The sequence below is a fragment of the Vibrio sabulosilitoris genome, assembly GCF_055391395.1.
Genome location: NZ_AP029599.1, coordinates 584,053 through 607,035, shown reverse-complemented (window position 1 = coordinate 607,035; position 22,983 = coordinate 584,053). Strand labels below are relative to the sequence as shown.

At 51.7% G+C, this 22,983-nt stretch carries 23 protein-coding genes; 8 read left to right on the top strand and 15 right to left on the bottom strand.

The annotated features are described in order from the left end of the window. Positions 1–29: 29 nt before the first annotated feature. Positions 30–1,922, bottom strand: a complete 1,893-nt coding sequence (locus tag ACZ5R2_RS03015) for an ATP-dependent zinc protease family protein (protein WP_464900976.1) — start codon at positions 1,920–1,922, stop codon at positions 30–32. 253 nt (positions 1,923–2,175) lie between these two features. On the opposite strand from ACZ5R2_RS03015, the gene ACZ5R2_RS03010 reads away from it, so the two are divergent. Both ACZ5R2_RS03010 and ACZ5R2_RS03005 read left to right on the top strand, forming a co-directional pair. Continuing rightward, a complete protein-coding gene (locus ACZ5R2_RS03010; RefSeq protein ID WP_464900975.1) occupies positions 2,176–4,494 on the top strand; it encodes a Tex family protein in 2,319 nt (772 codons plus the stop codon). Between the two features lie 143 nt (positions 4,495–4,637). Next, entirely contained in the window at positions 4,638–5,195 is a 558-nt protein-coding gene (locus ACZ5R2_RS03005; protein ID WP_464900974.1) for a YrbL family protein, read from the top strand. Between the two features lie 10 nt (positions 5,196–5,205). On the opposite strand, the gene ACZ5R2_RS03000 is transcribed toward ACZ5R2_RS03005, so the two are convergent. Next, a complete protein-coding gene (locus ACZ5R2_RS03000) occupies positions 5,206–5,658 on the bottom strand; it encodes an ATP-dependent Lon protease (protein WP_464900973.1) in 453 nt (150 codons plus the stop codon). Between the two features lie 83 nt (positions 5,659–5,741). After that, the gene (gene bioH / locus ACZ5R2_RS02995; protein ID WP_464900972.1) at positions 5,742–6,518 is read right to left on the bottom strand and encodes a pimeloyl-ACP methyl ester esterase BioH; all 777 of its coding nucleotides are present in this window, start codon (positions 6,516–6,518) and stop codon (positions 5,742–5,744) included. A gap of 304 nt (positions 6,519–6,822) precedes the next feature. Between bioH and ACZ5R2_RS02990 the strand changes: the two genes are divergently transcribed. The 4 genes from ACZ5R2_RS02990 to cysQ all read left to right on the top strand — a co-directional run bounded on the left by ACZ5R2_RS02990 (position 6,823) and on the right by cysQ (position 9,788). Beyond that, a complete protein-coding gene (locus ACZ5R2_RS02990; RefSeq protein WP_464900971.1) occupies positions 6,823–7,329 on the top strand; it encodes a ComF family protein in 507 nt (168 codons plus the stop codon). 136 nt (positions 7,330–7,465) lie between these two features. Continuing rightward, complete coding sequence (gene nfuA / locus ACZ5R2_RS02985) at positions 7,466–8,053, top strand: Fe-S biogenesis protein NfuA (RefSeq protein ID WP_464900970.1); 588 nt, start codon at positions 7,466–7,468, stop codon at positions 8,051–8,053. A 308-nt stretch (positions 8,054–8,361) separates the two neighbouring features. Then, positions 8,362–8,913 (top strand): ADP compounds hydrolase NudE, encoded by a 552-nt coding sequence (nudE, locus tag ACZ5R2_RS02980; protein WP_464900969.1) that lies wholly within the window; start codon positions 8,362–8,364, stop codon positions 8,911–8,913. Between the two features lie 47 nt (positions 8,914–8,960). After that, the gene (gene cysQ / locus ACZ5R2_RS02975; RefSeq protein WP_464900968.1) at positions 8,961–9,788 is read left to right on the top strand and encodes a 3'(2'),5'-bisphosphate nucleotidase CysQ; all 828 of its coding nucleotides are present in this window, start codon (positions 8,961–8,963) and stop codon (positions 9,786–9,788) included. A 169-nt stretch (positions 9,789–9,957) separates the two neighbouring features. Here cysQ and ACZ5R2_RS02970 read toward each other — a convergent pair whose 3' ends face one another. The 12 genes from ACZ5R2_RS02970 to gspC all read right to left on the bottom strand — a co-directional run bounded on the left by ACZ5R2_RS02970 (position 9,958) and on the right by gspC (position 21,302). Beyond that, positions 9,958–10,713, bottom strand: coding sequence for a type II secretion system protein N (locus tag ACZ5R2_RS02970; RefSeq protein ID WP_464900967.1), 756 nt, complete (start codon positions 10,711–10,713; stop codon positions 9,958–9,960). Further along, positions 10,713–11,210 (bottom strand): type II secretion system protein M, encoded by a 498-nt coding sequence (locus tag ACZ5R2_RS02965; protein WP_464902295.1) that lies wholly within the window; start codon positions 11,208–11,210, stop codon positions 10,713–10,715. The genes ACZ5R2_RS02970 and ACZ5R2_RS02965 overlap by 1 nt, the downstream gene beginning before the upstream one ends. 6 nt (positions 11,211–11,216) lie before the next feature. Beyond that, positions 11,217–12,428, bottom strand: a complete 1,212-nt coding sequence (gspL, locus tag ACZ5R2_RS02960; protein WP_464900966.1) for a type II secretion system protein GspL — start codon at positions 12,426–12,428, stop codon at positions 11,217–11,219. Then, complete coding sequence (gene gspK / locus ACZ5R2_RS02955; protein WP_464902294.1) at positions 12,397–13,437, bottom strand: type II secretion system minor pseudopilin GspK; 1,041 nt, start codon at positions 13,435–13,437, stop codon at positions 12,397–12,399. Before gspK ends, gspL begins: the two co-directional genes overlap by 32 nt. After that, on the bottom strand, positions 13,409–14,083 hold the full coding sequence (gene gspJ, locus ACZ5R2_RS02950) for a type II secretion system minor pseudopilin GspJ (RefSeq protein ID WP_464900965.1): 675 nt from the start codon (positions 14,081–14,083) through the stop codon (positions 13,409–13,411). Before gspJ ends, gspK begins: the two co-directional genes overlap by 29 nt. Further along, positions 14,073–14,432 carry a type II secretion system minor pseudopilin GspI gene (gspI, locus tag ACZ5R2_RS02945; protein WP_464900964.1) on the bottom strand — a complete coding sequence of 120 codons (360 nt, stop codon included), beginning with the start codon at positions 14,430–14,432 and terminating at the stop codon, positions 14,073–14,075. The genes gspJ and gspI overlap by 11 nt, the downstream gene beginning before the upstream one ends. Further along, complete coding sequence (gspH, locus tag ACZ5R2_RS02940; protein ID WP_464919422.1) at positions 14,422–15,030, bottom strand: type II secretion system minor pseudopilin GspH; 609 nt, start codon at positions 15,028–15,030, stop codon at positions 14,422–14,424. The genes gspI and gspH overlap by 11 nt, the downstream gene beginning before the upstream one ends. Before the next feature lie 50 nt (positions 15,031–15,080). Further along, positions 15,081–15,524: a type II secretion system major pseudopilin GspG gene (gene gspG, locus ACZ5R2_RS02935; RefSeq protein ID WP_438459782.1), complete on the bottom strand. Its 444-nt coding sequence runs from the start codon at positions 15,522–15,524 to the stop codon at positions 15,081–15,083. 91 nt (positions 15,525–15,615) lie between these two features. Then, positions 15,616–16,836 (bottom strand): type II secretion system inner membrane protein GspF, encoded by a 1,221-nt coding sequence (gene gspF, locus ACZ5R2_RS02930; protein ID WP_464900962.1) that lies wholly within the window; start codon positions 16,834–16,836, stop codon positions 15,616–15,618. 14 nt (positions 16,837–16,850) lie between these two features. Beyond that, positions 16,851–18,335 carry a type II secretion system ATPase GspE gene (gspE, locus tag ACZ5R2_RS02925; RefSeq protein WP_464900961.1) on the bottom strand — a complete coding sequence of 495 codons (1,485 nt, stop codon included), beginning with the start codon at positions 18,333–18,335 and terminating at the stop codon, positions 16,851–16,853. Then, positions 18,335–20,362: a type II secretion system secretin GspD gene (gspD, locus tag ACZ5R2_RS02920; RefSeq protein WP_464900960.1), complete on the bottom strand. Its 2,028-nt coding sequence runs from the start codon at positions 20,360–20,362 to the stop codon at positions 18,335–18,337. Before gspD ends, gspE begins: the two co-directional genes overlap by 1 nt. A gap of 40 nt (positions 20,363–20,402) precedes the next feature. Continuing rightward, positions 20,403–21,302 carry a type II secretion system protein GspC gene (gene gspC, locus ACZ5R2_RS02915; protein ID WP_464902293.1) on the bottom strand — a complete coding sequence of 300 codons (900 nt, stop codon included), beginning with the start codon at positions 21,300–21,302 and terminating at the stop codon, positions 20,403–20,405. Positions 21,303–21,504: 202 nt separating this feature from the next. Between gspC and hslR the strand changes: the two genes are divergently transcribed. Both hslR and hslO read left to right on the top strand, forming a co-directional pair. After that, positions 21,505–21,912 (top strand): ribosome-associated heat shock protein Hsp15, encoded by a 408-nt coding sequence (hslR, locus tag ACZ5R2_RS02910; protein ID WP_464900959.1) that lies wholly within the window; start codon positions 21,505–21,507, stop codon positions 21,910–21,912. A 16-nt stretch (positions 21,913–21,928) separates the two neighbouring features. Further along, positions 21,929–22,801, top strand: coding sequence for an Hsp33 family molecular chaperone HslO (gene hslO / locus ACZ5R2_RS02905; protein ID WP_464900958.1), 873 nt, complete (start codon positions 21,929–21,931; stop codon positions 22,799–22,801). Positions 22,802–22,983 lie beyond the last annotated feature (182 nt).

Genomic DNA, 22,983 nt, shown 5'->3' with positions numbered 1-22,983 from the left:
CGCTTGGCTAACTGGCTTGGTTAACTGAATTAAGGGTTTGGATTGTCAGTATAGAGGTACTGCTCATCACTGCTGACTACCGCACCATACTTGAGGAAGTTCTTGCCCAAAATCATGCTGTATTCAAAACGTGAGCGATCTTGCAGGTTAACCCGTACTTGCTGCTCAACCTCGCCGAGCTTGATGTTCATCTTCACCACTGGACGAACATTGGTCTCCTCGCCCGCTTTTGCTCGAATGCGCATCACATCGACCACCTCAAGGGTAAAGTCTTGCTCTTGACCTAGGCTATTGCTGTAGGTAAAGCTGACCATCTGTTTGCCGTCGTGCTCAAACTGTTCAATGTTAGTAGCATTAATCGAGGTTACATCCGCCCCGGTATCCAGCTTGGCAGGAAAGGTGAGCCCTTCAACCGTCACTTGTTCTACGTACCCGGCCTTGAACAAAGGGTAACTATCTAGAATGTTCTCGGTACGGGTGTCCACCAGCAACTCGCCCTGTGTCAAAGTCTGGCCTAAAACGAAGTGGGCTTGCGTTTCATCCCCCGAGAGCTCTCCAAGCGCAATCTCATAACTCTCAGTACTCTTGCCCAGTGTCAGCTCTGCACGGATGATCGGGCGCACTGTCTCGCCAACACGCACTTTACGCTCAACCGGTTTAGTGATCCTTACAGGCTCACCGCGCTGGTCAGTCAGAGTAAAAGTCACAAACTCGCTCTTACCCTTCTTCTCGAACTCAAACCCACTCACGCGCAGCAGCGAGGTCTGAACCACAAAAGAGGGCTCCGCAGGTAGCGGAATGCCATCGATATGCACCTGCTCAACCGGAGAGAGCACCAACGGTTTCTCTGCTAGTGTCGCTTGATAGCTCATACCTTCTCCATCAAGCCACTGGTTGCGGTCGGTATCGATCATAAACCATTGATTGAGAATTTCATGGCCAAGGCGCAAGGTGGAACTACTCTTGCTGCGATCGGCTGGATAACCGAGCACCATTTTGGTTCCAAGGTGGCCAAATTCGACTGGTAGATACACCAATGGGCGCTCATTACCTGAGATACGGGCGCTGCGCACCAACGGCAAGGTCATCGCCTTAGTCGCTTTATCATTGCCATGCAAGATAAAGCTCACTTGGCGTTTTTTCTCATCCACTTCAATATCAGTGGCATGGAAAATACTGTAGCGGTTAGCCAGCGATAAACTGGTGGTGTAATCCAGACCATCAACGCTGACTACCTCACGCTTACCGATCAACTGCGCCTCTGATTGGGCTTGGAGAAAATCGTAACCGGTAAACACCCAAGCATTTTCCTTTAAGAAGGTCTTACCAATCAGGATCGGTGCCGAAAAATGGGTTCGGTCGGTGAGATTGATTTCTGTCATCACCGTCGTGCCCGCGATGGTCAGTGGCAGCTCGATTACTGGGCGATAGATCGGCTGCTCGCTAGTACGACTACGCACCACACTCGGTCTATGCAATGGGCGTTCAACACGCACTAAATCACCGGTGTAAGGGTGTGGGATCACAAACGACACAACGCCAGCGACCCTCTCAGCATGCTCGGCAAAACCGGTTCGCCAGGTCATGGTTTTCACCCCGCCGAGATCCTCAACTATCTGCATTAACAGCTCTTCGTTTTTGAGATCTTGGTAAATGGGGTTGTTGCTGTAAATTTCCACATCCAGTGCGTGCATCGAGGTAGTATCAGCACCGGTATCAATCTTGCCGGTAAATGCCACGCCCTCTAATTCTGGGATCTGGTCGTAGTAGACGTTTTCAATCCCACCAAGAACTGGCAGACCGTCGAGCTCAAAAGCCGGATGCTGGGTGGTGGCTTCAAGAGTACTGTTTGACTGCGCGGTGACACAAGTTGCTAAAATCAAAGCCAGGCTCGCTGCAAGGGTAATTGCTTTTTTTCTCATTTGTTATTGTCCGTGAGTTGTGGCACTGGCTGAACACTGTCAGCCGGACTCATCACATATTGGGGTCAATTGTCCCAAAAATGACGTGCGACATCATTTAATTCTATGAGTTATTAAAAGTTTTGACACGTTTCTTACGGTTGTAAATGTCTAATTAGAAATAATTGTTACCCAGTGAGAGGGCTATAGCATTGCAAAAGTTCCTTATTACCCTCATATCTTGCCATTAAGCACTAACAACGAGGCCATCGGAATGAGCCAAACTATCAATCAACAGCTTGCAAGTGAGCTGAGTGTTCGCCTTGACCAAGTCACGGCGGCTGTGACCCTTATCGATGATGGGAACACCGTCCCATTTATTGCCCGCTATCGTAAAGAAGCCACCGGTGGTCTGGACGATACTCAGCTGCGTAACCTTGATACGCGCCTGAATTATCTGCGCGAGCTTGAAGACCGCCGTGCGACGATCCTCAATTCGATTCAAGAGCAAGGCAAACTCACCGCTGAACTAGAACAATCCATCCGTGAGGCCGACAGCAAAACGCGCCTTGAGGATCTCTATCTGCCGTATAAACCAAAGCGCCGAACCAAGGGCCAGATTGCGATTGAGGCTGGACTTGAGCCTCTCGCCGACCAGCTTTGGCATCACCCGCAAACCTGCCCAGAATCAGAGGCCACCAGCTACATCAATGCCGATAAAGGTGTGGCTGACAGCAAAGCTGCACTCGATGGCGCACGCGCGATCATCATGGAGCGTATTGCCGAGGACGCAGATCTGCTGGAAAAAGTGCGTAAGCACCTTAATCGTAATGCACAACTGCAAGCTAAGGTCGTTGCTGGCCAAGAGCAAGCGGGTGAGAAATTTAAAGACTACTTTGAGCACAATGAATCACTGAGCAAGGTGCCGTCGCACCGCGCGCTGGCGATGCTGCGTGGTCGCAACGAGGGCGCACTGACGCTGGCGATGGATGCCGACCCTGAGCAAGAGGAAGGCGTGCGCCAGTCTTACTGTGAGACCCTGATTGCCGATCATTATGGCATCACCTTGAGTAGCGCCCCTGCCGATGCATGGCGCAAACAAGTGATCAGTTGGGCATGGCGGATCAAGGTTTCAATGCATATGGAAACCGAGCTGATGGGCGCGATGAAAGAGCGTGCGGAAATCGAAGCAATTGAAGTATTTGCCACTAACCTCAAAGATCTGCTGATGGCTGCACCTGCGGGCCCACGCGCCACGCTTGGTCTCGATCCAGGCCTGCGCACAGGCTCAAAGATTGCCGTTGTTGATGCCACCGGCAAAGTACTCGCAACCGACACCATCTACCCTCACCCACCGCAAAACCAATATGACAAAGCAGCGCAAGTGGTGGATCAGCTCGTACGTAAGTTCCATGTAGATTTGATTGCCATAGGTAACGGCACCGCTTCGCGTGAAACCGACAGCTTCGTCGCTGACCTTATCAAGCGCGGCAATCTCAAAGTGCAGAAAATCATGGTTAGTGAAGCTGGCGCTTCAGTCTACTCGGCATCTGAGCTAGCAGCAAAAGAGTTCCCGAATATGGACGTTTCTCTGCGCGGTGCAGTGTCAATTGCTCGTCGCCTGCAAGACCCGCTGGCAGAGCTGGTGAAGATCGACCCTAAATCGATTGGTGTCGGCCAGTACCAGCACGATGTCAGTCAAACCATGTTGGCGAAACGTCTTGATGCCGTGGTCGAGGACTGTGTAAACGCTGTCGGAGTAGATGTGAATACTGCATCAGCCGCGCTACTCAATCGAGTAGCAGGACTGTCCACCACTATCGCGCAAAATATTGTCGCGTACCGCGATGAAAATGGTCGCTTTGATGCGCGTACTAGCCTGAAGAAAGTCCCGCGCCTCGGCCCTAAGGCCTTCGAGCAGTGTGCGGGTTTCTTGCGCATCATGGAGGGTAAAAACCCACTTGATGGCTCAGCGGTGCACCCAGAGGCCTATCCGGTGGTCAAAGCGATTGCTGAGAAGAACAGCAAAGACATTAAAGCCCTAATTGGTGACTCTGGCTTCCTTAAATCACTGCACGCGATTGACTACACCAATGACAGCTTCGGTGTACCGACCGTGACTGACATTATCAAAGAGCTGGATAAGCCGGGTCGAGACCCACGTCCTGAGTTTAAAACCGCAACCTTTGCTGAGGGGGTGAACAAGGTTTCTGATCTTGAGCCGGGGATGATCCTGGAAGGCGTGGTGTCTAACGTGGCGAACTTTGGTGCCTTTGTCGACATTGGCGTGCATCAAGATGGCCTAGTGCACATCTCAGCTCTCACCGATCGCTTTGTTGCCGACCCACGTGATGTGGTCAAGGCGGGCGATATCGTTAAGGTTAAGGTGATGGAGGTTGATATTCAGCGTAAGCGCATTGGCCTTTCGATGCGTCTTAAGGATGAGCCGGGGCAAGACAACCGCAGCCAACGCAACTCTACCCCGAACGACAAAGCTCCTCGCGGCCGACAGCAACGTCAACGCAACGAGCCTACAGGCAACAGTGCCATGGGTGGTGCGTTTGCAGCAGCGTTTGCTAAAGCGAAAAAGTAAGACAAGATATAGTCTTTGTCTGTTTGTCATACAAAGACTATTCCCCTTGCTCCTCGCAAAAAAATACAAAATTACCCGATTAACTTGTACGAGCCCCCTTTTATGTATTAAATTTGAACTTATTGTGAATTTTTGGTCTAAAGATGCCTCTAAAGCTTAATACAAGTCTCTACATCGCTTCGGGTGCTACTCGAGATGTGTATACTCACCCTGAAAACCCAGATGCTTGTATAAAGATTGAAAAGAGCTCGAAAAAGGCCCGCAAGCAAAACTACCGAGAGTCCCGCTTTCTCGCTAATTCCTCAGGCAGCAGCCTTTTCCCTCGTTATTTTGGTGAACTCAAGACCAATTTAGGCCATGGGATGGTCGTGGAGTTGATCAGAGACTTTAACGGCGAAATATCGAAATCCCTTCCATATTACCTGGAGAATGGGGTCATCTCACGCCAAGAGGCGCTTGCATTTATCGACGAGATCAAGTCAGAGGTACGATCAAACCGATACCTTATATCTGATGCAGGCCTGAGCAACATTCTGTTGCAAAAAGACCAAAATGGGTGTTTTACACCCAAGATGATCGACGGTTTTGGTCCTAAGAAAAGTAACGTTCTCTACTTTTTGCGCAACTGCATTGCACCAATGAGAATGTACAAAACCAATAAACAGCTGAAAAGTATGTTCAGAAATATCGTCAAGATTTAGTCGTGGGTATTCACAGCACAGCCAGTACGCCCGATGGAGGGTTAGGAACAACGCTACATCTGTAGTGATATCTAATTACGGCACGTCTGCGTGCCATCTGTCCTTTTTGAATAGCGGCTTCAATGATGTGCTTTGGAAGCTTAAATCGAATGGTGTAACCCATTCCCTGACTCTCACTGTAACTCTCAAGTGCAAGCAAGCTAAATAAACGTTCCAACTCATCCTGAGCTGCATCCTCAGAATCATTCTCCAGCTCATAATCTGGGTGCTCTGCAGGATCCCAAGCCGACTGGCGTTGCCGCTTATCGTCTTGTTTGATTTTTCTTTCTGGATTGGTTTTGGCCAGCTCCACCGCTGGCTTGACTGCTTCACTGGTACGGTTCTCGCGCGCAACCTGTTCTGTCTGTACATTCACAGAGGGAGCAATCAGCGGCATGCTGATGTTGTTGGGTGAAACAATCATCGCTCCTCCTTGGTTATCGTACCCGCGACAGTCAGTACTTCATCGGTTTATCTATACCTTTATCGACTGCAAAATGAAAATACTTAGCCGATAAATGCAACTAGGCGCTGATTAAATGCGCCCGGCTCGGTGATAAATGGTGCGTGTGAGGAATCAGTAAAAATATGTTGACCACTCTCTGGCAATAAGGCTTGCAGATCGCTGGCAACCTTGACCGGGACCAAACCATCCAAACGACCATATAGTCGCAGTAGCGGCTGCTGGAGCTGGTGAAGTGCGCTGCGCAAGTCATGTTCGGCCAACAGAGACAAGCCTAGCTCCAGCGCGCCCGTTTTCGGTGTGGGTCTGGATAACACCGCTTTCTTGATAGTTTTGACATCCTGACGCGCTGAGGGACTGCCCATCGCTTGCAGGCCCATAAACCGCTCTATCGTCGCGCTAAAGTCCTCTCGCAGCTGGTCGGTAAATGCACTCAAGACCTGAGGCTTTATCCCTCGCCACGGTAGATCTGCAGCAAACTTGGGCGAGCTGGCGACCGTCACAAGCTTGGTGACCCGCTGTGGATGAGAGAGTGCAACCTGGGTGGCAATCAAACCGCCTAGCGACCAGCCTATCCAAACGGCCTGTGGTGGCGCCATTGCTAGCAATCGCTTAACGATTTCATCCATATTACTGGCATGGACATGCGCCGAATGACCATAACCAGGCAGGTCGACAATATGCACTCGATATCGCTCACTGAGGACCTCTGCGGTCGCTTGCCACACCGCGCCGTTCATCCCCCAGCCATGGAGCAAGATAACGTCCTCTCCTTGGCCTGTGCTTTGCCAGTGCAATTGCTCTGCTTGGATTGTGTCCATGATCGCAAACTCTCCTACTTTAACCGGTCATTGCCTGTATCAATCTCAGCCAGACTTGTGGGATAACCCATAAACCTTGCGCACCCTTTATAAAACCATGGTATCGAATTGGTGGCAAAAAAACATCGCTAGACTGACTGTCCCGAGCTGTTGCTTGTGCGGTCTGCCGATCGCTAAACCACAGCTTTTTAGCTCCGGTCAGGCTTTTTGGTGTACAAGCTGTCGCAGTGCTATTGTTGAGCCTAATCGCTGCCAACGCTGCGGTGCACCGACTAATCAACCGACTCCTCATTGCGGTCAATGCTTGAGATCACCGCCTTTATGGTCGAGCCTAACTTGTCTCAATCAATATCACCCACCTCTGAGTCAAATCATTCATCAGTTAAAGTACCAACGCAGCTTTTGGTTTGCTCGCCCCCTCGCCCTAGAGCTGGCCAGTCAAATTTGCTCTCCTGCGCCACTTATCACCTGTGTGCCGATGCACTGGCGCAGAAGACTGTGGCGAGGCTTTAATCAAAGTGAGCACCTTGCAGCCTTTCTCAGTCAGCACTTTGCTACTCAATTTGATCCTTGGCTATTTCGTCGCTGCCGCCATACGCCCCCACAGAGGGGACTGACCGCCAAGCAACGCCAGCGCAATATGTACAGCGCCTTCACCCTCAACTCTGTGCCGCATCACAAGCACATCGCCATCGCGGATGATGTGGTCACCACCGGTGCGACCGTTGAGCAACTATGCAAATTACTGCTTGATGTTGGTGTAGAAACCATTGATATTTATTGTATCTGTCGCACGACAACGGGCGACTGAGCGCAGTGTTCTCCAGTTCTTTTGGCAATCGATGATCAGGCCATGTTTAAATAAAAGGGTCAAATAAAAGACTAGATTTCAGCGCTTTCAGGAGTAGAATACAATAATAGTTTACAAAAATAGTCAGGTATTAGCCGTGTCAAATCCAATCAGCATTTCAGAAGCCGCTCAAGCTCACTTTGCCAAGCTATTGGCGCAACAACCCGAAGGGACTAATATCCGTGTCTTCGTCGTTAACCCAGGCACTCAAAACGCCGAGTGTGGTGTATCTTACTGCCCACCAGAAGCCGTTGAAGCCAGCGACACCGAGTTCAACTATGAACCCTTTTCTGCCTTTGTCGATGAGCTCAGCCTGCCGTTCCTAGAGGATGCCGAGATCGACTACGTGACCGACAAGATGGGCTCGCAACTGACCCTTAAAGCACCCAACGCCAAAATGCGTAAGGTCTCTGACGACGCACCTCTAATTGAGCGTGTTGAGTATGTTATTCAAACTCAGGTTAACCCACAGCTCGCTGGCCACGGCGGCCACGTAAACCTAGTCGAGATCACCGAACAAGGCGTTGCCATCGTTGCCTTCGGCGGCGGCTGTAACGGCTGCTCAATGGTCGACGTCACCCTAAAAGAAGGCATCGAGAAACAGCTATTACAAGAATTTAGCGGTGAACTAACTGGCGTGAAAGATGCGACAGAGCACCAGGCTGGGGAGCACTCTTACTACTAACTTCGTTAGTAAGGGGCGGGGACGCTTCGCTACGAGGGCCGGGTACGCTTCGCTTCGAGGGGTGCACGCTGTTAGCTCGATAGAAGCATAACCAAATGCACTCGCTTCCCGTATTAAGAAAAGCACACTATTTACTAGAGTCGAGCAAAGCTCGACTCTTTTGCTTTTGGCTTTTACTCGCTCCTCGTAGGACGAAGTCCGCCCCCGAACCCCGCCCCTGATCATTCCCTGACCCAAAGTTTTCACCTATAGTAGACCTATCCACCGCAATAACAGCGCCCACCGCGCGTGAAAAAAGGGGTATTCTTTTGAAAAAACGCACCCAACCTAAGATTCTTGACACTCGAGTGGCTGCTCAGTCGCGCCTGTTTACGATTGAGGCGCAAGACTTGGAGTTCAGTAATGGCACTCGACGCACTTATGAGCGTATGAGGCCAAGCGGGCGTAATGCGGTGATGATGGTGCCGGTGACCGACAGTGGTGACCTATTATTGGTGCGAGAGTATGCGGCGGGTACAGAGCGTTATGAGCTAGGGTTTCCCAAGGGATTAATTGATAAGGGCGAAACCCCGGCGCAGGCGGCAAACCGTGAGCTGAAGGAAGAAATTGGCCTTGGTGCGAATCAAATGGTGGCACTTAAAGAGGTGGTACTTGCACCATCGTACTTCTCTAGTAAGATGACCTTGTTTGTTGTCAAAGACTTATACCCAGAAACACTCGAGGGTGATGAGCCAGAGCCGCTAGAGATTGTTCGCTGGCCGCTGGCGCAAGCAGAAGAGTTGCTCACCCATCTCGATTTTTGTGAGGCGCGCAGTATTACCGCGTTGTTATTCGCGCTGCGTTATCTACACGCCCAATAACCCATACCTACTTATGGATAGGCTAGGTAAGACTGATAGGATTTTGCATGACCACGCCCAGTGATTTGTCTCCTCTGATCCCCAATGTTATCGAGATTGCCCGCTCGGCCGGTCAATTGATCTTGGATATCTACCAGAAAAAGCAGTATGAGGAGTACACCAAATCGGATGAGACCCCAGTAACCAGCGCAGATATCGCGGCCCACAAGCTGATCACGAAACACCTCTCCGAGTTGACACCGGATATCCCCGTACTCTCAGAAGAGGCCGCCGACATAAGCTTAGAGCAGCGCTCACAGTGGAGCCGTTACTGGTTGGTTGACCCACTTGATGGCACCCAAGAGTTCATCGCTCGCAGCGGGGATTTTGCCACCATCATTGCGCTAGTCGACAATCATCGCCCGGTGATGGGTGTGGTGTATGCTCCAGTTTCTGGTGTTACCTACTACGCCTATCATGGCAAAGGTGCATGGAAGATCCCTGAGATGGATGAGAGTGTACGGATCAAATCGCACCTTCATCCAGGCCCAAATCAGTCAATCGCCATCGCTATTAGCCGTCGCCAAGACATCAACAGCATAACCAACCGCCTCAGCTCGGCCTGGAACTATGAGCTCGTCCCACTAGGCTCAGCTGCACTCAAGGCCTGTCTCGTCGCCGAGGGCGCCGTCGACTGCTACCTACGCCTAGGCCCAACCGGCGAGTGGGACACCGCCGCCACCCAATGCATCGTCGAAGAAGCCGGCGGCCGCATCCTCAACACCCACCTAGAGCCCTTGTCCTACAACCAACGCGAAACGCTAGAAAACCCGAACTTTATTGTGCTTGGGGATGAATCGTTGGACTGGGAACGTATTATTATCCACAAGGGATAATAGAGGCGAGAGGCGAGAGGCGAGAGGCGAGAGGCGAGAGGCGAGAGGCGAGAAAATTCTCAATCCTGGCCACCGCTGTCAAGTATTTCACCATCTCGAGCGAAGCGTTCTCGCAGTGAAACGATCTCGACTCTCGATTCTGGCTTCTCGCCTCTCGATTCTCGGCTCCTTAGAGCCGTCCGCTTTGTCTCAACTGATATCGCCCCTGCCCATCCGGCTGGCCCAAAAAGCTCAGCTGGTTAGCTAGAATCGATGGGAATTCATCTTCAGGTTTGAACCAGGCTTCTGACTGGTACTGGTTGTTTGCTTGCAGTTGGGCGCTGAACTCGCCGCTGACTTGGGTGCTTTGCAGTGTGCCTTGGACTTGCCATTGGCTGTCTTGGCAGCTGATGTCTGCGATGACAGGGCCGAGGACTAGCGGACCAATTGGGGTACTTAGCTCGCCGGTCGACCAGGCAAGCGTGCCCTCGGCTGCGGCGCAGTAAGGCTGATCAAACTGATAATCGCGCATGGTCAGCTCAACTTGACCGAGCGCGTTAATCGGCACTGGGGTTGGCATCTGACTCATCACAAAGTCGGCTGGGATTGAGGCGACGAACTGCTCGGCGTAAGGACCTGATAGGCCAACACCTACAGTGCCACGACCGCGCAAGTCAATCGGGCTACCGCGGCCAAAACGAATATCGGCTTCAATTCGAGCGGTGAACATCGACCATGGCTTAATCTGCCACTGCAGCTCACCTAACTGCTGACCCTGCGCGCTAACGCGCTGCACTTGACCATTCCAGATAGTGCCCGATACACCCTCAACCTGCGCGACCTGATTCGGCAGATAGTTAAGTGCGAAGCTGGCTGGGAGATGCGCGATCACACTGAAGACAAAAACACTCAGGCACAGCAGTGAAATCAGAATAACTCGACGCATTAATTGGCTCCCTTTTGAAATTGCAGACGCTTGACATCGACAAGCCCTGCACGCTCGGTGCGGTCTACATCAAGGAATGCCACCTCAACACCTTGTTGCTCTTTTAAGTAAGTGATCCAGTTGAGTAACTGAGTAAAGGCAATCGGCTGAACCCAAACCTGCATCATGTCATCACGCGGGGTCATACGAATGATCTCCACACTGTAGCGACTGGCTGAGGAGTAGATCAGTTGGTTAAGTGGCTGATCGCTCATGACAATCCCGCCCTGCGCGCGCAACTCGACCAGCTCATCGGCCTTGCTAGAGACCCAACCGAGTAACTGTCTCTCTGAGTCAATGCGCGTACGCGCTGCCTCTGCGCGCGATTGCAGTGGCTTGATAAGCCCGAGATACAGCAGACTTATCGCTAGCAATACACCGCACACGGATACCAAGCGCTGCTCACGTACCGACAGGCTGTACCACCAGCTTTTTACGTTGGTCAATAGCTCCATGATACTCCCCTATTGCGCCTTAATGGTGAACGTGCCAGACACCACTTCATTGTTACGGTTGAGTGGCCCCTGCTCGACCTCAAATCGCTCAGAGAGTGCCAGACGAGCCTGCTCGAAGACCTGGAAATCACTCCCTTCAGCAACTAAACGCAGCTCTTGACGGTTACCATCAAAGCGTACGCTTTGCATTTGGATCGCCGGCGATGGGCCGAGTGAATTAGAGAGCTCTACGAACCAGTTAAGCAATGAGCTGTCACCAGCACCTCCAGACAGTCGAGTGATCTCACTCTCAAGCTCACGTCTTAGATAGCCCGTGGTAGGAATGCGACTTTTACCGGTAATATCACGGAAAATACGCTCACTTTCAGCGCGATATACCGAAGCCTGCGCCTCGAAACGATAGGTTTCTAGCGCATACTGTCCCATCATCACCGTCAAAAGTACCCCTGCGGCAATCGCCACTTTCTGCCACACGCGCCAGTACTTACTGATTGGTGAGCTCTGCTTAAAGGCGCCCGTTAGCAAGGTTGTCTTACCGACGATCGCCTCTTTGGTCAGTAGCTGCATCGCAAGCTCTGCTGGCATTATTTGCCAGCCTTGCTCATCTGCAAGTTCAAGCTCAGGCAATGGGCTATAGGCCTTCAGTGGTAAGTAGGCACCTTGCTCTTGCACCCAAGGCGATTGCGCCGTCATACCAAGCCAAGCATCCGGCACCACCGCGCCCTGATACTCACCTTTTTTCAGTAGCCACTCCGAGCCGAGTTGAACCGCACTCAGTCCTTCTTCGTTGGTCGGCAGGGCGAGTGCATCAGGCACCACCTTTTTAATCTCAAAGCCGAGCGCTTTACATTGCTCGAGGCACTGCTCAAGCCAATGGCGATCAACGGCCGCAACCAGCGCCTGGTCACCTTTTTTCTTCAAGATGGTAAAATGCAAGTCATCGACGTCTTGCGCCAACTCATCTTCAAGCAAAAATGGCAGCATCGACTCAAACTGACGACTGGCACCCGCCGGGATCGTCACCTCGCTCAACACCACATCACTGGCAGACAGCAGCAGGATCACGCCGCGATGTTCGGCATAATCTTGCAAAGTCTCCAGCTCAGCACTGCTTGCCAACTCACCGCTGGCAATAATTTCATTGTCTTGTGTAGACCACACCAACCAAGGCACGGCGGCCTCCGGTTGACTAGTTAGTCGAACGGTCAGAAACTCGCTCACTGATCCCTCCAAAACGTCGGCGTACCACCGACGCTGTTTCTCTATTGTCACTGTACAATAGACTTCTAATTCTTACTCTAGACTGCTCAACCCAAACTTGAGCATCTAGCTCGAAATATTGACTATCAACACCGATAAACGGCTTAGCTTCATCACGAACGGCGGCCTCAACCCCGCCCATCTCTGACTCAGCCAGAAAGTCATCAACTGAGTCCCAGCCGTCATAAGGGCGGCTCTCAATCAAATTCTTGGCATCACTTTGTGACAGGTGTGGATAGAACATCGCTTCTAGCAGTACCGCTTGCTCCGGCTCAAGCGTGTTGACATTCAAGATCCACTCATCGGTCGGCAGTGCACATACCATAGGTCCAATCTTTTGCATCACCTCACCGGTCACGCCATTGATCGCGCGCAGCTCACTGCTGTCTGCCAACCAACCATTGGCCGCTAGATAAGCAGGCTGAACGCTTTCGTAGTAACTGTCGCCCACCCCATTTGAGGTCTGGGTGCTAAATTCAGGGTTGATATATTCATACGTCGAGTCACTGATGGTTTCTGCTGCATAGCTATCAACCTCTGTCGCTTCAAGCAACTGTTGCCAGACGCGCAGCACGTACGGTCTTTGGTTGGAGTTGCTAGGCATCACGGCCGAGCCAATCGCATTGAGGTTCAGGCACGCCTGGCGATCACGAATGCGCCCCTGCGCCGTACCATAATCAAGCGGGTAGACTTGCTCTTCGAGCGCCCACGCCTGCGAGGTGTTGATGGTATCGCTGTCTTTATAGCTCTGCTCAATACCCACAATCGCGAGTGCCTCAACACCAAGGCTGTACCAATACGCCTGCTGATAGTTTATCTGGTTATTGGCGCGCTTAAATTGAGTGAACAAGCGCCCTGACATACTGGCCGCCAATGCCGCCATCACCGCGAGCACCATCAACACGACGATAATTGCCACGCCACGCTGGCGTGAAGGAGACTTACCCATCATTGCCTCCTGCCAAATCATTGAGCCGACCACCTGAGGTGAGGTAAATACGCTCAATCTCGCCATAATCTTCCAGCTCTAGACGCACCGACACCGCTTGCGGCAGTTGCCCATTCGTCGACCATTCGGTGACCCACTCCGAGCCGTTGTAAAAACGAACATCAAAGCTTTCAACCTGAGTCAGCAGCGGCGCGCTAATCGGCTCTTGGCCTACCGGCGTGTCTGGATAGCGCCACCAAACGCGCTCTAAGACTTGCTCTTGGGTGCGATAGCCGACCTTAGTCACCTCACCGCGCGGAAATTGCTGCTCGGGGTTATGCCAACCAAGACGGGTAAACACTAACCCTTTGCTGTCAGAGTCGAGCAGGTAATCCTGCCAGTAAAGCAACTGCCCAGCAGGCGCCTCACCATTGGTGCGCATACGGCGCGTCGCCATCTGGCGAAAGTCATTGTCCATCAGCACCATCGCGCGCTGGATCTCTTTCAAGCGCTCACTTTTTTGCAGCGATTGAGCATTACTCTCTTGAACTTGAAACAGCACTTGATAAGCGCCAACACTCAAGCTGGCAAAGATGGCCATCGCCACTAACACTTCAATGAGGGTAAAACCCTTGTGGGCTTTATTGTTTGGCACGGATCGCTTCGAGAATGGACGCTTAGGGTACATAGCTTCTTACCGTTACTAGCGTTGAGCCACCTTCTTCGGCAGACACGCTCACATCAAAGGCACGCAAGAGGTTGTCTGAAGTGCTGACTGGCGTCACCTGCCAGTACCAGGTTCGCCCCGCCAACTCTTCAGTGCCTTTTTTTGCACTCAGTTTACTCGGGTCAAGCATCACCGCCGCCATTTGATTGTCCACCACCATCGCGGCGAAGGTCTTCTCTTCAAGGTAGCTCAAGGTGTTGATATGTTGACTAACCGAGCGGATCACCGCGATGGCCGCGGTAGAGAAAATCGCCAGCGCCACCAGCACCTCAATCAAGGTCATACCAGCTGATTTAGACCTACTCTTCATACTCATCCCCCGGCTCAAGGCGATGGATAACGCCATTTTCGCCGACAATCACGCGCCAGTTATCATCGTTGACCTGATCCGTGTTGCCGAGGATGTGCAGCGTAAAGGGAGTAATCTCCCCGCTTGATAGGATAAAAATCTGTGGTGGCTGAGGGGGTGCGTCAGACTCAACGTCGGCAAACATCTCCTCGTCGAACAGCGAGCCTGGCAAAAACAGGCTGTCGTTGTTCTTCCAGATATCACCACCTAGGGTCATGCTCATCATCAGATCATCCGGCAGGGCGATCTCATTCGCCCTACCCTCAATATCCATTGGTTCCCAGCCATCTTCACCCAGTGCCATTAAAAGAATACGATTCTGTTTTTCATCTATGCGCAATCCATAGTTTTGTCCACTCAACAGCGCTTCGTCGTTGAGCAGTTGCAACTGCAGAAACACGCGCTGGGTCTCATCCTTGGCCTGATCTTGAGTTGAGCTGACGACGGTCGAGATCGCGGCTACCGCGCCGACGGCGATCACCACTAAGACAAGCAAAACTTCTAGTAGGGTAAAGCCGCGCGAAGAGGGGATGGAACGCGATGTAGAGGTAAAAAACACAAGCATACTCTCAATTGGGGTAAGTCTTCACTCACCCCAATTTCATTGATTTATTGGAAATCGGTTAGATTCCAGTTACCGATATCGGCATTAACACCCTCACCACCTTCTTGGCCATCAGCACCAAGAGTAAAGATATCAATTGTGCCGTTGTCGCCAGGGCTTAGGTATTGGTATTCGTTACCCCATGGGTCATTTGGCAGACGACGAATGTAACCACCCTCGCGGTAGTTGCGCGGCTCTGGGTTGTTTGGCTTGGTCACCAATGCCTCAAGGCCTTGGTCTGTGGTTGGATAAACACTGTTATCTAAGCGGTACATATCCAGCGCATTCTCTAGCGCCACGATATCACTCACCGCTTTTTTCTGGTTTGCCGTATCTTGGCTACCCACTAGGTTAGGTACCACAACCGCAGCGAGCACACCCAAGATGACCACTACTACCATAATCTCTAACAGGGTAAAACCAGCCTGTTTGCTACGTCTGTTTTTCATTACAATCTCCAAAAACAAATTTTTCTCGTGCCAACTTCGGTCGAGAAATTCAATACTATCAATTGATTGACACTAAATATCAGTCACTCGATTAACCAATAAGGTTGTTCATCTCAAGAATCGGCATCATGGTCGCCATGACGATAAACAGCACCATGCCTGCCATCAGCGCAATCAGCACTGGGGTAAAGATGCCCAGCGCAATATTCACCGTTGATTCAAAGTTCGCATCCTGGTTGTCCGCGGCGCGGGTCAGCATCGATTCCAACTCGCCACTCTGTTCACCACTGGCAATCATGTGCAGCATCATTGGCGGGAACAACTGGGTTTGATCGAGCGCCTTGCGCAAGCTCGCACCCTCACGCACGTTATCAGCGGCCATATTAACCTGCTGCTTGATGAATTTATTGGTCATCACATCCACCGCAACCTTCATCCCTTCCAAGATTGGGATCGCACTAGAGGTACAAATAGACAAAGTGCGTGCAAAGCGGGCAGTATTCAAACCGCGGCTGATCTTACCCAGCATTGGCATACGCACGATACGGCGATCCCAGTTAAGACGAATCGATGGCTTAGATAAGGCAAAGCGTGCTAAATAAACCAGCACCACAATAACCCCAAGCAGGATCAACCCCCACTCTTGGATAAAATCACTCGCCGCCAGCAAGATTTCAGTCTGCCAAGGCAAGTCTTGCCCCATGGTCAAAAACTGGCCGACAATCTCTGGCACCACCGCGGCAAGCAAGAAGGCCACGATACCGATGGCAAACACCACCAGCACCACAGGATAAATCAATGCTTGCTGTAGCTTGGAGCGCATCTTCTGGCGATTCTCGGCATAATCCGCCAAGCGCTCGAGCACCGCATCCAAGTGACCAGACTTTTCACCCGCCGCCACCATTGAGCGGAACAGCTCATCAAAGATGTGTGGGTAATCCGCCAAACTGTCGGCTAAGGTGTAACCCTCAGTGACCTTTGAGCGTACCGCCGCCAACATGGTGCGAATACGTGGCTTCTCTGACTGTTCAGAGACCGCCTTAAGACACTCCTCCAGTGGCATCCCTGATTGTACCAGGGTCGACAATTGGCGAGTGATCAGCGCCAAATCTGGCGTGCTGACCCCGCGCTGAAACGCGGGCTTTTTGGCTGATGATGACTTGCGCGTCTTGGCGCGCGTCTCGGTGATCTCAACCGGGATTAATCCCTGCTCTTTTAAACGTGAGCGGACTTGGCGGGCATTATCGCCCTCAATCACACCCTTTTTCTGCTTACCCTTGGCATCCAGTGCCTTATATTCAAACGCCGCCATTAGAGCCGTCCCCGTTAGCCATCTTTAGTGACACGCAGGACTTCTTCCAGCGTGGTGACGCCCGCAAGCACCTTGTTCAAACCATCTTGGCGAATACTTGGTGTGCGCTCACGCACGCAGCGCTCAATCGCCTGCTCACCCGCTTCACTGTGGATAAGCTCTTGCACCTGATCGTCGACCAAAAGTAGCTCGTGAATGCCGGTACGACCGCGATAACCCTTCTGATTACACTGCTCACAGCCACTTGAGCGGTACAAGGTCAGCTCATCAGCTGGCGTCAAACCAAACCATTTCTTCTGCTCGTTATCCGCCTGATAAGGCGTTTTACAGTCGTTACACAAGGTGCGCACCAATCGCTGGGCCAGAACCCCAAGCAGTGATGATGAGATCAAGAAGGGCTCGATGCCCATATCACGCAGACGAGTAATCGCACCAACCGCGGTATTGGTGTGCAAGGTTGACATCACTAAGTGACCGGTTAATGACGCTTGGACGCCAATTTGCGCCGTTTCTAGGTCACGGATCTCACCTACCATCACCACGTCTGGGTCTTGACGCAAGATCGCGCGCAGACCACGAGCAAAGGTCATGTCGACTTTTGGGTTAACCTGAGTCTGACCGATGCCATCGATATCAAATTCAATCGGGTCTTCAACCGTGAGGATATTACTCTCACTGCTATCGAGCTCTTGAAGACCGGCGTACAAGGTGGTGGATTTACCCGAACCCGTTGGACCAGTCACCAGGATGATGCCGTGCGGACGGGCGATAATATGACGGAAGTTATCGTGGGTTGATGGCGTCATACCCAGGCTGTGCAGATCAAGACGAGTGGCGTTCTTGTCCAGAAGACGCATTACCACGCGCTCGCCGTGCGACGATGGCATGGTTGAAACACGCACATCCACGGCGCGACCACCGATACGCAGCGAGATACGACCATCTTGCGGCACACGCTTTTCAGCGATATCCAGCTTGGCCATAACCTTAACTCGCGAGACCAGCAGCGGCGCAAGTTTGCGACTTGGCGCCAGTACGTCACGCAGCACACCATCGACGCGAAAGCGGATCGACAGCGACTTCTCAAATGTCTCAATATGGATATCTGAGGCGCCCTCTTTGATCGCCTCACCCAGCATGGCGTTGATCAGTTTGATGATCGGTGCATCATCTTCCGACTCAAGCAAATCTTCATCTTGTGGCAGCTCTTCCGCCAGCGAGAAGAAGTCATCGCTATCGGCGCCGATGTCTTCCATCAGCTGACGCGCTTCGCTTGAGTCACGCTGATACGCCTCGGTCAGCTTGGCATCGAACTCCTCGCTGCCAAGCACTTGCAAGGTAAACACACGCGGTGACACGCGCTGCACTTCCAACAGCGCGCTCATGGTCATCGGCTCTTGATAATAAAGGACACTGCCTTGCTCTTCATGCTCCAGCACCATCTTAAAGCGATTGGCGAAGCTGAATGGCAGGCGATGATGAATAGCCTCGGCTTGCATTACTTCGCTTCCATCTGTTCAATCAATACTTGAAGCTCAGGCGCGAACTCAACCGACTTACCGTACTCTGGTAATACAGGTACGTTTTCGTCGTCCATTAGTTTCAGGCCCTGCTCTGCCTTCAATAGCTGCTCTGCACGAATATAATTGTACTTACGCTGGGTGATGCCATCTGCTGACATACCATCACGGATAATGGTTGGCTTAATGAATACCATCAAGTTGCGTTTTTCGGTTTGGGTGCTGGTTGACTTAAACAGCTGACCCAAGAGTGGGATATCACCAAGTAGCGGAACTTTAGACTCACTCTCAAGCGCACGCTCATCAATCAGGCCGCCCAATACAATCATTTGGCCGTCTTCGACCATAACCGAGGTATTCAACTGACGCTTGGCAAAACGTACATCGACCGCACCGTTCGCACCCAGCACGTTCGATACCTCTTGTTCGATATTCATCTGCACTGAGTTGCCTTCGTTGATCTGAGGCACAACTTTGAGCTTGATACCAACTTCTTTACGATCAACGGTTTGGAATGGATTGTCGTTGTTTGAGCCAGCGGTAGAACCAGTAATAACCGGAACCTCTTCACCAACAATAAAGGTCGCTTCGCCATTGTCCATCACGGTAATACTTGGCGAAGACAGGATGTTGGAGTTGGAGTCCGAGGACACCGCGCTGATCAATGCCGTCCAGTCACCCATGACCAGGCTCATTGCAGCACCATTTACGCCAGATAGGGCTGCTGCGAGTGTTGAGTAGTCTCCTGATTCAGTCACCTCGTAAGGAACACGGTTTCCATCACTATTGGTGAAATACTCCGTACGAGTCTGGTCTTTTGCCTCTTCCAGACCGACCATAACACTACCAATCGAGGTACCCGTGTTGTTATATTGAATGACAGCACCTGTCTCTAGGTTACCCCACTGCACGCCAAGGTTGATGCCATCATTCTCAGACATCTCAACAATCAGCGCCTCAATTAGGACCTGTGCGCGGCGGATATCCAGTTGAGTCACGATATCTTGCAGGGCATTCATGATGTCCGGCGGCGCCGTCATTACCAATGCGTTGGTATGTGCGTGCGCAGCGATGGTGACTTCACCACGTGCACTTGGCGCTGCTGAGCTACCACTTTGACCAGCGGCTTTTTCTGCCTGCAGATTGTCAGATACGCCACGTAGCACATCGACCAAGTCCTCAGCTTTAGCGTACTTGAGATAAACCACCTGGTTGTTACCCTTGCTCGCCATCTCGATATCCAACTGTTTGATCAAGCGCTTAAGCTGAGCACGCACTTTAGGATCGCCTGAAAGAAGAATCGAGTTAGTGCGATCGTCTGCCACCAGCGTTGGCTGCATATTCGGTGGTGTATTCTTCGCATCAGTGGTCTTATTCAGCGCTTCAACGATGCGCACCATTTCTGCCGCTGAGGCATTTTTCAGATCAACAACCTCAATCTCTTTATCACCCGCTTGGTCAACTCGCTTGATGATCTCAGCCAAACGATTAACCACCGCTGCGCGGCCTGTGATCAAGATGATGTTCGCCGGGTCATAGTGGACAACGTTACCCGCACCCGCGTTATCATTGAGCTGACGCAGCAATGGTGATAGCTCACGCACCGAGACATTACGTACCGCGACCACGCGGGTTACTACGCTGTCGCCTGCAGCGGTGTCATCACCGACAACGGGGATCGCTGAAGTTTTAGCGTCTTTCGCCTTGATCACCTTGAGGATGCCATTGTCCATCTCAACCACGGCAAACCCGTAGACTTCCAATACGTTAAGGAAGAAACTGTAGTACTGCTCCTCGGTCAGCGTATCGTAGCTGCGCACGTCCACCTTGCCTCGAACAGTGGGATCAACAATGATGGTTTTCTCGAGATTACGGCCAACAATATTGATGAACTCTTGTATGTCTGTGCCTTTAAAACTTGCACTAAAATCGTTAGCTAGCACAGGTGCTGTGGTTAATAGACTTCCTGCCAATAACCAAGCACTTTTCTTGAACCAATGCTTCACGCGGTACTCCTAAAGCTGAGTTTTGTTGTTACTCAGGGTGTTAAAACTGGATGTAGACATCATACGGCTGACCGTCACGCTCGACGGTAAGGCTCAGCTCGGTAAGGTTACTGATATCTTGAAAAATTTGACCCATCGCCGCCGGATCAGTTAGGTCTTGTCCATTGAGTTGAGTCGCAATGTCGCCATTTTGCAGGCCTATGGACTCAAATAATTCTTTATCGCGCCCCGGACTTAAGCGGTATCCCACCACGTCACCGTCACGTTTCACCTGTGACATACGCACATACTGGAATAGTTTTTGTGGGTCTGAGGAGATTTCTTCTTGGATCGCCGCTAGGCGGTCAGTGTCTGGGCTCGCTGCTGCAGGCTGTGAACGAGACTGCGTCGTGCTCTGGGTTGGCGTTTGTGAACGCTGGTTGTAATCAATACCATCGAGCATCAGGGTCTCGTCACGGCCGGCGTTTTCAATGATCACGCGATCCGCGAGTACCGCTTTCAACTTAGCACGCGTACCCTCAACGGTCTCGTCGATGCCATAGGTCGCCTGCTGGCCACGATTGGCAATCACAGCCAAACTCTTGCGAATATTGTCACTCGACACCACACCAACTAGGGTCAGATTTAGACGGGTCTTGGGCGCATCCTGAACCACCGGCTGCTTACGCTCGACCGGTTGTGCGTCTTCTTGAAAGCGACCAAACCAATGACCGTCATGCACTTTGGACAGATCGATCGTCGAAGAGTTCACGTTGGCATTGCCTGATGTCTGCGTAGCGCGCCACGGGGTAACCTCGGCTTCAGGCTCCACCAGCATCCAGAGCATCCTACCCAACATCCAAGCGGACACTGCGAGCAACACGATCACCAGCACACCACTGATACGCTGCTGGTGCTGCTTAAAGAAATTGATCAGTGCCTGTCCGTCAAAGCGGGCCATATTAAAGGCGGTAGTTGCCAAACCTATGTCCTTACTGAAATAAAATGGTGCGTTAGTATAGATGAGAAATATTTCACTATATCATACGCGGTTTAAGCAAATGGTTTTTTGTGCTTTACACACTCTTACACCTTGAAAAAGTGCGATCGCGCTACCATTGTGAGGTTGATCCAATATTAATGGTAGGAGAGATAGCGCACAAATGGGTTCCAACAAATCACACAATGACCAAAACGAACAAGCCGTTCGTCTCGATAAATGGCTGTGGGCCGCACGTTTCTATAAAACCCGTTCCATCGCACGCAACATGATCGATGGCGGTAAAGTGCATTATAATGGCCAGCGCAGCAAACCGAGTAAGGTTGTTGAGGTCGGAGCCACTGTTGCACTGCGTCAGGGCCACGAAGAGAAAACCGTGGTCATCGAGCGGATCTCCGATCAACGTCGCGGCGCGCCAGAGGCACAAACGCTGTACCGCGAAACCTCAGAAAGTGTTGAAAAACGCGAAAGCAACGCCATACAGCGCAAATTGCACGCGCACAACCCGAGTCCGGACCGACGCCCAGACAAAAAGCAGCGTCGTGATATTATTAAGTTCAAACATCAATAAGCTGGAGCTTCCTTCTATGGCAAACAATGTTTTAAATCGCTACCTCTTTGAAGATTTATCAGTACGTGGCGAGTTGGTACAACTGGATGACGCATACCAACAGATTATTACCAGCAAGGAATACCCAGCGGCGCTGCAAAAGCTTTTGGGTGAGCTACTCGTCTCCACCACGCTGCTTACTGCAACCCTAAAGTTTGAAGGCTCGATCACCATCCAGCTTCAAGGTGACGGCCCAGTATCACTGGCAGTGATCAATGGCGACCATGACCAAAAAGTACGTGGAGTGGCACGCTGGGAAGGCGATATCGCCCCAGACGCAACGCTGCACGAGATGATGGGTAAAGGCTACCTAGTGATCACGATTGACCCGAAACAGGGTGAGCGTTATCAAGGTGTGGTCGGTCTTGAAGGTGACAACCTGACGCAAGTGATTGAGAACTACTTTGCCAACTCAGAGCAGCTGAAAACTCGCCTGTGGATCCGCACCGGTGAGATGGACGGCAAACCGCACGCAGCGGGCATGCTCATTCAGGTCATGCCAGATGGCACTGGCACACCGGATGACTTCGAGCACCTAGAGCAGTTGACGGACACCATCAAAGACGAAGAGCTGTTCACGCTTGAAGCGCAGGAGCTGCTATACCGCCTTTACAACCAAGAGCAAGTGCGCCTATTTGAACCACAGCCAGTTGAGTTCTTCTGCGGCTGCTCACGCGAACGCAGCGGCGCGGCTATCGTGACGCTAGATCGCGCAGAGGTAGATGACATCCTAGCCACCGAAGGCAGTATCGCCCTACACTGCGACTACTGCGGCACAAACTACGCGTTCGACTCTGCACAAGTGGCGGAGTTATTCGCTCATGCGTCGGGTAATAAGACTCTGCACTAAATTTTCTTTTAGTGAAACAAGAGGCGAGATCACTTCGTTGCGAGAGGCGAGAAGCGAGAGGGGGACCTCTCAAACCTCGTCTCTCGATTCTAGACTCTCGTGCCTAAATTCCTCGCCTCTCGCAGGGCAATGCCCGATCTCGCTTATCGCCTCTTTTTTTGTTGATAAAAAACTCACAAACC